The organism is Bremerella sp. JC817, assembly GCF_040718835.1.
In the GTDB taxonomy this organism is placed as follows: domain Bacteria; phylum Planctomycetota; class Planctomycetia; order Pirellulales; family Pirellulaceae; genus Bremerella.
On the sequence record NZ_JBFEFG010000268.1, the window covers coordinates 574,017 to 587,362 of the forward strand.

The 13,346-nt window shown below is 58.1% G+C and carries 11 protein-coding genes; 2 read left to right on the forward strand and 9 right to left on the reverse strand.

All coding sequences use genetic code 11. The annotated features are described in order from the left end of the window. Window positions 1–22: 22 nt before the first annotated feature. Complete coding sequence (locus tag AB1L30_RS13725) at window positions 23–493, forward strand: bacterioferritin (RefSeq protein ID WP_367013990.1); 471 nt, start codon at window positions 23–25, stop codon at window positions 491–493. 83 nt (window positions 494–576) lie between these two features. On the opposite strand, the gene AB1L30_RS13730 is transcribed toward AB1L30_RS13725, so the two are convergent. From AB1L30_RS13730 to AB1L30_RS13770, 9 genes are all read right to left on the reverse strand, one after another. Further along, window positions 577–1,989 (reverse strand): EF-hand domain-containing protein, encoded by a 1,413-nt coding sequence (locus tag AB1L30_RS13730; protein WP_367013991.1) that lies wholly within the window; start codon window positions 1,987–1,989, stop codon window positions 577–579. Continuing rightward, window positions 1,989–3,275: a DUF1501 domain-containing protein gene (locus AB1L30_RS13735; RefSeq protein ID WP_367013992.1), complete on the reverse strand. Its 1,287-nt coding sequence runs from the start codon at window positions 3,273–3,275 to the stop codon at window positions 1,989–1,991. The genes AB1L30_RS13730 and AB1L30_RS13735 overlap by 1 nt, the downstream gene beginning before the upstream one ends. A 10-nt stretch (window positions 3,276–3,285) precedes the next feature. Further along, window positions 3,286–4,809, reverse strand: coding sequence for a DUF1549 domain-containing protein (locus AB1L30_RS13740; RefSeq protein WP_367013993.1), 1,524 nt, complete (start codon window positions 4,807–4,809; stop codon window positions 3,286–3,288). A 29-nt stretch (window positions 4,810–4,838) separates the two neighbouring features. Beyond that, a complete protein-coding gene (locus AB1L30_RS13745) occupies window positions 4,839–5,786 on the reverse strand; it encodes a DUF1559 domain-containing protein (protein WP_367013994.1) in 948 nt (315 codons plus the stop codon). A 39-nt stretch (window positions 5,787–5,825) separates the two neighbouring features. Beyond that, a complete protein-coding gene (locus AB1L30_RS13750; protein ID WP_367013995.1) occupies window positions 5,826–6,794 on the reverse strand; it encodes a DUF1559 domain-containing protein in 969 nt (322 codons plus the stop codon). 854 nt (window positions 6,795–7,648) lie between these two features. After that, window positions 7,649–8,752, reverse strand: a complete 1,104-nt coding sequence (locus AB1L30_RS13755) for a thioredoxin fold domain-containing protein (protein WP_367013996.1) — start codon at window positions 8,750–8,752, stop codon at window positions 7,649–7,651. A gap of 65 nt (window positions 8,753–8,817) precedes the next feature. Continuing rightward, window positions 8,818–9,300 carry a hypothetical protein gene (locus AB1L30_RS13760; RefSeq protein ID WP_367013997.1) on the reverse strand — a complete coding sequence of 161 codons (483 nt, stop codon included), beginning with the start codon at window positions 9,298–9,300 and terminating at the stop codon, window positions 8,818–8,820. After that, window positions 9,300–10,241: a DUF1559 domain-containing protein gene (locus AB1L30_RS13765; protein ID WP_367013998.1), complete on the reverse strand. Its 942-nt coding sequence runs from the start codon at window positions 10,239–10,241 to the stop codon at window positions 9,300–9,302. Before AB1L30_RS13765 ends, AB1L30_RS13760 begins: the two co-directional genes overlap by 1 nt. Window positions 10,242–10,708: 467 nt before the next feature. Next, window positions 10,709–11,761 carry an AraC family transcriptional regulator gene (locus tag AB1L30_RS13770; RefSeq protein WP_367013999.1) on the reverse strand — a complete coding sequence of 351 codons (1,053 nt, stop codon included), beginning with the start codon at window positions 11,759–11,761 and terminating at the stop codon, window positions 10,709–10,711. A gap of 229 nt (window positions 11,762–11,990) precedes the next feature. Between AB1L30_RS13770 and AB1L30_RS13775 the strand changes: the two genes are divergently transcribed. Beyond that, the gene (locus tag AB1L30_RS13775) at window positions 11,991–13,283 is read left to right on the forward strand and encodes an aminopeptidase P family protein (protein WP_367014000.1); all 1,293 of its coding nucleotides are present in this window, start codon (window positions 11,991–11,993) and stop codon (window positions 13,281–13,283) included. Window positions 13,284–13,346: the final 63 nt, after the last annotated feature.

The window sequence follows — 13,346 nt, forward strand, 5'->3', positions numbered from 1 at the left end:
TCGATTGCAAGGAGAACATCCCATGTCTAAGGCGAAATCGATCGAAAATCTGCAGAAGGCGTTGTCGATGGAACTGACCGCCTGCCATCAATATCAACTGCATGCCGCCGTGCTCGACGACTGGGGTCTCGATCTGCTGGCCAAGCGTATGCGGGAAGAGATGCACGAAGAACTGGGGCACTCGGAGCAGTACCTCAACCGCATCTTGTTCCTCAAAGGGGAACCGCAACTGACGCTGCAGAAGCCTCCGGTCCGTGCCACCACCCTGCAAGAGATGTTCAAGACCGACCTGGCCGACGAACAGGAAGCGATCGAATTCTATACGAAAGCTTCGCAGCAAGCTGCTTCCGATTCCGACATTGGTACCCGCCAGATCTTTGAAGCCATCGTCATCGACGAAGAAGGGCACATGAGCTGGCTGGAACTGCAACTCGACCTGATCGAACGCATGGGCGAGGCGGCCTACATCGCCAAGCACATGTCGTCCCCATAATTGCGGTCGCGCCGCGCACGCAGCCGATTGCACGCCCCGTCTGGCTCGTTCCAGGCGGGGTCTTTTTATGCGCTTCGCGGCGGTCAAAGATCGTCGAGCGAGATGACGCCATCGCCATCGCGGTCGAGCCGCGCGAACTTGTCGGCGGTTCCCGGAAACTCGGCTGCGGAAATCTGGCCATCGCCGTTCCGATCGAGTGCCTGAAACCAGGTCGGCCCCTGCGTTTGCCCAGGGTCGGTCAGTTGCTGACAAGGTCCCTGGCTAACGACAATCCGCAGCTGCTTCGGTAGCCGATCGATCACCAGCCGCCCGTCGACGATGATTCCTGCTGCCTGGAAGCATGGCCACGCGTCGGCGAGCTCGCTGGTCGAGAGCGAACCGTCGAAGTTCTCGTCGAGCGCGGTGAAAAGGTTCCGCTCGAAGTCGAGTATCGTCACCACGAACACACTCCTAGCATAGGCTCGCGCCACTTCCTGCCACGCCTCGAACTCGGCTCGGGTCAGCACCTCGTCTCGGTTGGCATCAGCCAGACGCACCAGGTTCTGCATGTTGATTTGATTTTGAATCCCGGCCACTTCCTTCGCCGGTACCTGATCGTCAGCACCGGCCGTGCTTGTGAACTGCGAGGCCAGCGCCACGAGAGCGTTCTCGGCCTTCGTTCCATCGAGCGGCGCGGCGTGCAGCCGAACCCATACCTGAGGCGATCGACTGGCAAGTGACTTTGCGGCAGACGATTCATCCGCGTTCGAACGGTCAGTCAGTTTCGTGCCGTCAGGCAAAAAATGCACGAGCCAATCGCCGTCGTTAGACTTTCCCGAGAACGCGGCCGAACGAACGGTCAGGTCAGCCAGCGGTTTAACTTCGGTCTCGGTCGAAGGAATCAACCGCGTCGGCGTGATGCCTGGATAGATGTGCCCCGTTAGGATCTCGCCTGGGCTGATCAATTCGTCACCATTCGCATCAAGCTTCGATAGCGCCTTCGCTGCGTTGGTCACCTTCGTCTCGTCGACAACTTCCCCCGACGCAAGCTGCAAGGCTCGGCAAAGGGCTTCGTTCAGCGCGTCGGTACGTGGCACCTGATCGCAGGCCAGCCATAGCCCGGCATGAGCAGACGTCGCATAGTAAGCGGCGAACTCCGCCTGGCTCAGCTTGCCATCGCTGTCCACATCGACGCGGGCCGGTGGTTGAATGGCGGAAGGCAACATCCTTCCCAGCGGCATTTGCCGGAGACCGAACGGCGAAACGATTGTCTCCGCTTCGTTCCCTTCCAGAAGTCCATTGCCGTCCTGGTCGTAGAATGCGAACAGCTTCGCGATCGCCTCTCGCTGCAGGGTAGCGACCGAACTTCCTTTCGCTTCGACGGCCAACTTCCACGAGGCTTGTTGACTGCCGTTGCCCCAGGTGATCGTTACTTCCGAGGAGCGTTCGTCCGCGAAAGCATTTGTCGCCGCGATCAATCCCAGCAGACCAACGCCGTAGAAACCGAGACGCCGCATCACACCAGTTCCTCGATGACCTGGGCGTCTGGGTCGGCAACGCGAATCGGCCGGTTAACGTTCGAGGCGTTTTGTTTCATCGGATCGATGCCAAGGTTCGCACAGACAGTTGCGATTAGGTTTGGCACCGAGTGAGGCTGCGTTTCGACGGTGGTTCCATCGCGGCTGGTGCTGCCGATGATCTGCCCGCGACAATTCGGTCCGCCAGCCATCATCACCGCCCAGGCCCGCGGCCAATGATCGCGGCCGGTGTTGGCGTTGATTTTCGGCGTTCGCCCGAACTCGCCCTGGCAGAGAATGAGTGTCGAGTCGAGCATACTCCGGTCGTGCAGGTCCTGCATCAGCGATGCGAATCCGTCGTCGACCTGGCGAGCGAGGCTGCCGACGCGATTGAAATTGTCGCTATGCGTATCCCAGCCGCCGAGCGAAACCTCGATAAAGGGGACGTCTCGTTCCGCGAGCCGCCGCGCGAGAAGGCACCCTTGGCCGAAGACGGTGCGGCCATAGCGATCGCGGGTCGAGCCTGTTTCCTGATTCAAATCGAACGCGGCGAGCACGTCGGGGTGCATCATCCGTAAGGCTCGCTGCGTCGCTGATCCGATTTCTGTTGCTTTCGTCGCTGGCTTTCCGCCGAGGAACTCCTGATTCATTTCCTGCAGCAGATCGACTCGGCGACGTTGATCGTGCGATCGCCACGCCGCGAATGGCTCCAGATCGCGGACGGTCAGGTCGTCGATGCTCTTGGCCATCTCTCCGACAACCAGTGGCGCGGCGGTATTCCCCAGGAAGCCACTGTTGGCGATCGCCGGTCGCTGCGGCGGAGCGATGCTGACGAAGCCGGGCAGGGCCGCCTCGGCGGAGAAGCGTTCGCTGGCAACCAAGGCCCCGAAGTCTGGGAAGTCGATCCCTGCTTGCGGGACGTAACCGGTTCGGGCGAGATGGACCGCGCGGCGATGATCTCCTTCGCGGGTCGTCATCGAACGAATCACCGCGCAGTTCTCCGACCAGTTCGCCAGGCGGCTGAAATGATCCGCGAATTTCAGGCCTGGTGTCTTCGTGGCGATCTCGCGCGAGGGGCCGCCGTTCTCATGATCGGTCTTTACATCCCACAGGTCAATCGTCGCCGGGCCACCATGTAGCCACAACAAGATCACCCGCTGCACCTTGGCGGTGTCGTTCTTGCCAGCCGCAGCCAGGTTGCGGAGCCAGCTTCCGCCGGGGACGGACGCCGTCGAAGCGGCCATTAGCGAAGAGCAGAACAGGCGTCGACTAATTCCTTGCAGCACAGGCTCTCCTTTAATGATTCGTGTTGAACTCGACGGTGTTAATCAGCACCCAGAACAGTTCGCTCAACCGGCGGGCTCGCGTGTCGGCATCTTCCTGCAGAAAACCATGCTGCGATAGTCGCTTCCATTCCTCGTCATGCGGGGCTCGGCCGAGGGTCGACCAAAACAAGCTGCTCACGCATTCTTCTTCGGAAAGAAACGGCGCGGCCGCCAGGCCTTGGACCAGTGGGTTCGACTGGGGCACGCAAAACTGCTCGACAATCGGGCCATTCATCAAGGCTAAGGCTTGCGTCGCGGAACGTTGAGCGTCGACGGTTCGATACGCGGGGAACGCCGCGACAAAGTCACTTCGCCGGCCGATCGTTTCGGCCGAGTCCAGATCGGTCCGAAGCGGCGGACGGCCTGCCGCCACGCTAAGGCTATCGAAGAGTTGCGGCCCTGTCAGACCTCGGACTTGCACGTAAGGGTATTCGCCTTCGATGCTGCTGGCAGCCAGCGATTTAGCCTGGTATGCCTGCGTGGCGACGATCGTGGAAGCGAGCCATCGCAGATCGAATTGGTGCTTCACGAACTCGCCCGAAAGAAACTCGAGCGTTTCCTCGCGTGCGGCAGGCGAGAATTGTTCCGGGTGCAGCGTGACCAGCGGCTGGCCCAGCAGCTCGGCCCACAATTGATTGACCGTCCAGCGAGCAAAGTAGCGGTTTGACTGCTGGCTGACCCACTGGGCGAAAACCTCTCGGCCTGAGATCGCGGTTGCCGGCGCGACTTTAGGCGACCAGCTTTCACCGGTGAACAGCGCCGGCGAGACCGTTCGATCGGTGTCAGGAATCGCGATGGTTTGCTTCTGCCAGGCATCGTGGGCGGTTTCGCCTGACTTGAGGGGCTCGAAGTAGGCGGCCGTTTGCCAGAACTGATCTTGCGACCACGCATGGAACGGGTGATCGTGGCACTGGGCACAACTCAAGTCGACCCCCAAAAACTCACCGGTCGCGTTGGCAGCCATTCGCTCGGGTCGATGGTCGTTGGCTTCGATGATCGTCTTGGGAACCGAAAGCAATGCTTCGTTCTGGCCTGCTCCGGTATGGGGTGCATACGAAACAGAAATCAACTGCCGGGCAATCTCGTTCAACGGTTCGCCACGTCGCAGTTGCTGAGCGACCCAGGCCTCGGTATCGGGGGCCAGGTATTCGTAGGGAGCGACTGACGTTTGCGGAAACCATAAGCTTCGCACGAACGTCGCCAGTCGCTGGGCAGCCGCCGGGCTGTTGGCAAGTTCAAAGATCGCTTCGGCCCGAGCGGTTGCGGTTTTCTGCGATGCAAACGCCTGGGCTTCGGCCGCGGTTGGTATCCGCCCGATCAAATCGAGCGAGACACGCCGGAGGAAGGTCGCTTCATCGCATGGCGTGGTAGCAGCGGTGCCTTCCGGCAGAATCGAGGCGAGTTGCTTGTCGATTTGCGCAGCGATCTCGTTGGCAGAGCAGGGGAGTGCCGCCAGCAGCAGAAGCAAGATCGCCAACGTCCAGGTGTGCTTCATCCAGTCGCTTTGCGTTTCGCGGTGAAAGATTAGTCGGCCTGAAAGTCTTCGGTCGCGATCAGTTCGCCATCGGCGATGCTGACCAGGGCGATCAAGACTTCCTGCTCTAAACCGGCCCGGATCGGCATGGCGCTGCCGTCGGCCATGGCGGCGTACGCTTTGCCAGGATGGAACGAGTAGATCGAACCTTCATTGGAACAGTTCACCGCGCAGTCGCCAAATTGATTCTGGCCTTGTTGATCGTATGAACGCAAATGATTCCAATTCGGCGCGATCCACTGGCCAAAACTGAACCCATCGACCAGCGGCCGATGGGTTTGGTCAGCTGTTTTGTCGTCGTGCAGTTTTCCGGCTCGCCAACCGTTCGGCTTGTCGGCCATCTCGACCACCAGGAAGGTGTTGGCCAGGCCGTCCGTGATTTCGTTCAAGCGAACCGCATGGCCAGCGGTCACGTTCGAGGCGCCGTAGTGCCGACCGGGCGAAGCCATCGCGCCGCGATAGAGGCGTTCTGGCTGGTTCGTATGCAGATAGGCCCCGGACGAAGCGACGTAATCGGTCGCTTTCGCCGAGAACTCTTTCCCGTCGGGATCGAGCAAACGAATCACGCGATCGGCATGTGGTGCGGCGGGACAAACGAGCGTCGAAAGGGCGTTCATGCCGACGTCGCGGTTTCCCCCTTCGTACCATTCGAGACTCAAGTCGTACTTGTCGTAGAGCTTGGCCTGATCCATGAATGGCAGGACCAACGTGTTCCAGCCGGTGTGGGGCTGACGCCGATTGCTGGGAAGCGAATCTTGATGCACCTCGGCGAAACCACGGCACGCCTTGGCGATGGTTCGCATATGATCCTGACAACCCTTGGCCCGAGCCTCGTCCCGCGCCATCGCGACCCACGGCGCGGCAATCGCAGCCAGCAACAGCAGGGCGGTGGCGATCACCAGCAGGTCCGACAAACCGAACGATCGATGACGATCCATAAGGGAAAAAGCTCCTCAGAATGAAAGTTGCCCGTCGGCTTAAAAATCGCCCAGGACGTTGCCGTCGGCTCGGTTGCACAAGTTGACGAACGTCTCGTACTCGACGGTTTCCGCGAGACTACGAGTCGAACCGTCGGCCAGCATAATGGTCATCACGCCGGGATGAAAGCTGTAAGGCGAGGCGGTGTTGTCAATGTTCACGTAGGCTCGACAATCATCGCATCCCTTGGCACTACCATCGGCAGCCCAGTTGTAGATCATTACGCCGTTGTTGCCGGACCAGGGACCATGGCCGTAGTTCTGCGCGTTGGTGGTCTCTTGCTGCTGACCATTGTGCCAATTGGTTGGCTTGCCGGCCATTTCAAACAACAGAAGCGTGTTGCTGGTGCCATCGGTGATTTCAGCGAACTTGGTCGCTCCCGTTTCACGCAAGATCCCTACGTCGCGACCTGGCACGTCGGTATGGGCTCCGCTCGCATCAAGCATATGGATACCGCGAACACCTTGATAGTCGGTCGGCGCCCCGACGACATCGGGATCGAGCGACGAGACATCGGTCGTCCAACTGACGTTCCAGCCAGCATACAGTGGAGTTTGACGATCGCTGCCAGGGGCACTTGGGCAAAGGTACGACTGGATCTGGGTCTGCACGGCCTGGCGATTGACGATGTCGTCGAAACCGAAGTGCTGCTTGTACTGATCGGATAAGTTGCCTTGTTCGACGAACGGCATGATCATCGCCAGGAAGCCAGTGACGACCTTCTTACTGTTGCCACTCGAATCGACGCCGTTCCACAGCAGACGCCCCGGCGGCAGCGTGCGAAACGTATCGTGATAGTTGTGACACGCCAAACCGACTTGGCGCATGTTATTCGAACAAGACATCCGTCGGGCAGCTTCTCGGGCCTGTTGGACGGCGGGCAGCAGCAGGGCGATCAAGACACCGATAATGGCGATCACCACCAGAAGTTCGACAAGCGTAAACCCAAAATGGCGTGGGCGTGGCACGGTAAGGTACTCCAAATGGAAGGCAGGGTCTGTACGGGCTGGCTACGTAAAAAGACAGTTGCCAAGCGTCGCGACTTTTGGTGCCTTGATCTGGATGAACCGATCTGGGTGCCTATTGCTAGCTCGAAAAGGCCATATTTTGAGGCAGAAGCGGCCCCTCATCAACCGTAATCGCATCGAAGCGGGCGTTTTCTTCCCGGATTGCCGACATTTTTGTAAATGATTATTTGGCTAGAGGATGCGTTGTCGATTCTCACTCACGATGTGTCGCTTCATACGACATCGGAGGGGAAATCAAACCGCAGGCAACGTCGCTGCCGTTCGTTTTGACGACCCAAGATCTATGGGCGGAACATTTCTCAAAGAAGGGCAATCCATGCAGGATCGCGTGGGCGAAATGCCAACGGATAGAAGGTGCCGCTGCTGCCCGGGTTAGCTCTACGGACTCGTACGGCGAACCGTACCTGCCCCCGGTCGAACGTTCCCCAGGCAGCGGCAGCAAAGTTGGCTTTGCGAGAGGTGGTGATACCGGTGGGATCTGCGGCTCACGGCAGTCGAACAATAGCTTCGATCCCTTGAATCCTTGAGAAGCCTCGACCACGCGCACCCCATCGTGGGTCAAAAACCATGGGCGACTAAATCACTCTTTCCATGAAGATTTGAAGAAGCCGCGAATGAATTCTATGCCACGTGATATCAACCAGCCAAGCAAAAATCCCGGGATGTTTGGCATTTTTTCTGCCAAACACACCGGGATTGTTAGGCGACGAACTTGTCGCATGCTGACTGGGAGGTATGAGCATCTTCCCGTACGCACCCCAACAGCAATGCTACGGCACTCAATAAGCCGTTAGCTAGTTGATCGTCCGCAGCGGCACTCCAGCTGGCTTTCCATCTGCTTCGCGAGCTTTCATAAACTTGATTTGCCGCTTTAGCGCTTCGACAGTTGCTTTCATGTTTGCCGGAGCCACTTCTGACGCAATCACTTCGTCGGCCAAGGTGGTCGCCTCGTCAAACATCTTTTGGTCGAAGAGATAACGAACCTTCAGCGTATCGATGATGGTCACACGATCCGGACGATCCTGCGATTCATCGCGAGCCTTGTCGAGAAACGCTAACACCATCTCGGGGGATTCCGCTTCGCGGCGAGCTTTCGTGTAATCGGCAACCATTTGTGACATGAAGCGCGCGTCTTCTTGTTCTTTCTTGATCTCCGCCAGCTTGTCGCTCCAGGTCTCATGGATCGTTTCGTCTTTGCCTTCGCTCATCGCGACAGCGCGTTCGATCTGGGCATTCCAGCCGTTCTTCAGCACTTCGTCCGGCAGGCTCTTCAGCACCGCGTCGAGCTGGGCAACGTCTTCGATCTGGGCGACCGAGGTGCCATCTTTGGCGGCGGTCAGCTTGTCGGCAACTTCGGTCATGCCGCCGAACGATTCCCAGAAGGCATCTGGCTCGCGATAGCCAACAATGGTGCTATAAGGCAGCATGTCGCCATCGACGGCCACCAGCGTCGGAAAGCCACGAATGCCGAGCTTGGCCTTCAGTTCTGCGTTGCGGGTTTTGACGTCCTCTGGCAATTCTTTCTTATTGGGGAAATCGAGCACGACCGGGATGTAGTGCTTGCCGATGCGTTCGGCCGTTTCTGGTTTGGTCAACACCGCTTCTTCCAGCTTGATGCAGTAGCCGCACCAGTCCGAACCGGTGAAAAACAACAGCAGGTCTTTGTTTTCTTGCTGGGCTTGTTTTTGCGCGGCGGCCAGGTCGCTGGTCCAGTCGACATGCTGCGGGGTCTTCTCGGCAGGGGCTTCTTCGCTGGTTGTTTCTGCCGCGGGTGCGTCGGCGGCGACCGATTCGGTGATACAGGCGGTCGAAGCAATCGTCATCGTCAGCAGGAGCATGCCGACCGAACACGCACGATTCGACAGGTTGAAAAGAGGAAGATGGAAGAACTTGGTCATTACGAACTTTCTCTGTTGCTAGGGGGTTCGCCTTCCAAGGCGGAAGGAACTAGGGAGGGGAAGGGTTACCGAGGCTCGACCTTCGAGGCCGGCTTCGACAAGGGTTTCACGGCGACACCGGTAAGCTCGACCGCCGGCAAGTCGTTCTGCCCGCGCACGATCGTTACGGTCATGTAGGGGTCGTCCTGATTCCAATACTTTTCGCCCAGTCGATCAGGCATCATCGTCGCCAGGTTGGCAGGCCAACGCAGGATCCAGGCATATTCGCCGGGCGGACAACCATCGCCACTCTCGTACGTCGAAAACTCATACGTTCCGTCTGCTTGAACCAGGGCCCAGCAGTCGGACTCGCGCTCGTCGACCGGTTCGCCCAGCTTGATCAGCTTGATGAACGCTTGCTCAGGTGGCTCTCCATTGATGGTGATCGTGCCTCGGGTCGGGAACGTCCGTGCCTGCCAGTCATGCTGCCCGCAGCCTGCCTGCAGCATTGCCACCATCATCCATGTCAACGCGACAGAAAGAGCCGCTTTCTTTCGATCGCAACGCATTAGAATTCTCCTGTCACATCTCCATTGTCACACGACACCACGCCAGCGATGATCGCCGGGCTGGTGCTTTCCGGCAGGAACCGCACCGAACCATCGGCCAGGGCAAACTCGATTCCGCCTGGGTGAAATCCGTACGGAGCCCCGAACTGATTGGTCACGTTCACAATGCCGCCGGTAAAGGGAACCATCATTGGTGCCGTTCCGGTCGGATCGCTGCTGTTCAAGGTGAAGCTTTGTCGCATGAAGCTGGAAGCCAAACCGCCGAACGGAGCGACCGTGTACCAGGCCTCCATCTGTCCCCAGATCGAAGGGCGAATGCTCTCGTTCATCTTGCTGTTATTGACCCACCAGTCTTTGCGTCCAGCACTTTCATAGATGAGCATCGTGTTCGAGAGCCCATCGGTGATTCCGGCAAACTTGCGCCATTCACCTGACCCGATGTTCGAGAAGATTGCGTTGGCAATCACCGGTGGAATGGCATCCGAAGCAGCACCCAGCGGATAGAAGTAGTCGGACGTCTGGCAGCCCTGGAACATGGGATTGCCGCTGTTCATCGGAGCACCACCTTCCGGCGTGGAAGGACAGGTGAACATGCCCGGCATCAGGTCTTTCATCACCTGGTTGTTGGCGTGCGACCAAAGCTGATTCTGGTCGTACAGTTCGTAGGTGTTCTTCGCTTCCAAAAATGGTAGCAGCGCCACGTTCGGTCCGGCATTGTGGGTCAACTGAAAGTTGGCGTAGGTACCGGTCCGCGGCAGACGACCGAACGTATCGTGATAGTTGTGACTCGCCAGCGCGATTTGCTTCAGGTTGTTAGTGCATGCCATCCGCCGGGCCGCTTCCCGGGCTTGCTGCACGGCAGGCAACAGCAATGCGATCAACACGCCGATAATGGCAATCACCACCAGAAGCTCGACAAGAGTAAAAGCGTTTCGTTTCATGAGACCTCCGAATCCAGGGTATCGAAATCGACCGCGCCTCAGACAATTGCCTCCCGCATTTAGCGATCGGAGTCCGAGATGGGCTCAAGGATGAAATCTGGAAAGTTGAACAATGGCGTCTTCGAGTCGCCGTGCCACGTGGGCCGGCGGATGCCAAAGATTTTGCAAAGTCGGTGCCGCCTCACTTCTCAGACGAACTACTGCTTGCCGCAACCAGCAGGGTGAAAGGACCATAACTACCTTTCAGACAACGCGTTAGAGCTTCTGGTCCACGCTCAAGTCAGCCACCGCGACCGCCTGTGGCAGATGTGGGCGTTGATCAATAGAGAATAAACGGCGCATGCCCCAACTTTTCGATGACATGCTTCGACCAAAAAAGAGGCAACAACCACGGGCAGGCAACCGATTGCTGACCAAATCGTAGGCAGCCAATCACGACGCCAGCGCCAACATCGAACGCGGCGCGGTTAAGAAAACCACTTACCTTGGTCGCGGCGATACACCGCAGGGGTGGTTCCGTAAACCTGGCGGAACTCGCGAGCGAGGTGCGACTGATCGCAGAAGCCACAGCTTTGGGCAACGTCCAGCACCGATTGCCTACCATCGGCGACGCTGAGAAGCTGTCGCGCTTGTTCAACACGCAGCCCCATCAGGTACTGCTTGGGCGACTGTCCGGTTGTTTGCCGGAAGAGACGCACGAACTGGCTTCGACTCACCCCCGCCAGGATCGCCAACTGGTCGAGACTCAGGTCCTCGGTATAGTGCGCGTGCATGTAGTCGATCACCGTACGAATCGCCTGATCGCGCAGTCGATCGGTATCGCTGACAATATCGGCCGGGCGACCTGCTAACTGCGTTAGCCGCTGCAGGATCAGATCCTGCAAATGCTCTTTCACCATCCGCTGACCGGTCTCGACGGGCTGGCGAAAGTGATAGATCAACTGCTTCATCAAGACGCGTAACGCATTGTCGCGGAACGATTGGCTGAGCATCCGTTCCGGCGAAAGATCGGCTCCCTGAGACGCCTCTTGGAAGTATTTCTGCACCACATCTTTCTTGATGTAGATCATGCTCGAGTGGAACGGCCCTTTGCCTTGCAGCCGCTGGACCGACTCTTCGTCGCCGAAGATCATGTTCCCAGGGCGAGCCTCGCGAAGGAACTTTCCGGCCCCGAAATCAGCTTCCATCTGGCCTGAGTCGTCTGAGTCTTCCAGCAGAGAAACAAAGAAGTAGTCGCGACGGCCTCCATCGTGAAAGGCCTCGGACAGCAGGATCTCGGAGTATTCCCACGGGGTATCGGGGTCGACCCGGTAGTCGATTCCCAGGACACGGTCTCGAAACCAGCCAGGAGAGGCCCGAAAGATCTTGCACGAATCGATGTGCGAGTTCAGCGAACGTCGCAACTTCAAGAATTTGACCAGATCGTGCATCGAAACTTTGGCTCCCCGGTTGGCAAGAACAGTGACTTGCTGCCAGCGAGGATACAGCGAGTTGCTCTGATCGAAAAGCGACTTTTTCACGAGAAACCGTCACATCCACCCATGCGAAGGGAGACTGGGCCAAGGGAAGCAGCTCGCTAGTTTGCCGCCAACTGAAAAACGTTTTCTGGCGCCCCTCTCATTCGGGGGAGAATTGAACAGAATGTAGCCACCCGGGCAGTTCTGGACCGTGCGCATATTGCTACAATAGACACAGAGCATCCCCTGCAGCTTCGTCGATCCTCTAACTTGTTCGAAGGAAAACAACTCGATGCGTCATCTTCCCATCAAGTCCGAATTGTTCGTCGAGAACCGGGCCAAACTGAAGCAGCTTCTGCCGGAGAACTCGCTCGCCATTCTGCATTCCAACGACGTCTTGCCAACCAACGCGGATGGCACGTTCAAAGTCGTACCGAATGCGGATCTGTTTTATCTGACCGGTATCGAGCAGGAAGAATCGATCCTTCTGCTGTTCCCCGATGCCTACGAGGCCAAGAATCGCGAGATCCTTTTCCTGCGCGAGCCGACCGAGCTGATGCAGATCTGGGAAGGTCAGAAGCTGACCAAGGAAGAAGCCACTGAAGTCTCGGGCGTCAGCTCGATTCGCTGGCTGTCGGAGTTCCCGGCCGTGCTTCGCGATCTGATGATCAGCGCCGAACAGGTCTTCCTCAATCAGAACGAACATCGTCGTGCCTCGAACCTGGTTGAAACGCGCGACGATCGCTTTGTGAAGCAGTGCAAGGAACAGTTCCCCCTGCATACCTATCGACGGCTCGCTCCGATGCTGCATGCCCTGCGGGCCGAGAAATCGGAACTGGAAGTCGAACTGATCCGCCATGCCTGCGGGATCACCAAGAAGGGCTTCGAGCGCTTGCTGAAGTTCGTCAAACCAGGCGTTACCGAGTTTGAAGTCGAAGCAGAATTGGCGCACGAATTCATCCGCAATCGTGGTGCGTTCGCTTACACGCCAATCATTGCTTCCGGCAAGAATGCTTGCGGCCTGCATTACATCGACAACGATCAGGTTTGTAACGATGGCGACCTGCTGCTGCTGGACGTTGCCTCGAACTACGCAAACTACAACTCAGACCTGACCCGAACCATTCCTGTCAACGGCAAGTTCACGCCTCGCCAGCGCGACGTTTATAACGCCGTCTTGCGGGTGATGAAGCAGTCGATCGCTGGCGCCGTGGTCGGCAAGTCACACCGCGACTGGCAGTACGAAGCCCAAGAGATGATCAACGAAGAGTTGCTCGGCCTCGGTCTGCTGACCAAGGAAGAAGTCGCCAAGCATACTCGCGACCAGCCTGCCTGTAAGAAATACTTCATGCACGGCCTGGGACACTCGATCGGGATCGACGTCCACGACGTTGCCTTGCCGCACGTGCCGTTCGCCCCAGGCTGGGTGCTGACGGTCGAACCAGGCATCTACCTGCCGGACGAAGGCTTTGCCGTCCGACTCGAGAACGACATCGTCGTTACTGAAAACGGCCCGGTCGACTTGATGGGCGACATCCCGGTCGAAGCGGACGAAATCGAAGCCTTGATGGCTGAAGGTAAATAGTCCTTCTCAATCGACCAATTCAACACCGAAAGCTGCTGCCGACCTAGTTCCGCAGCAGCTTTT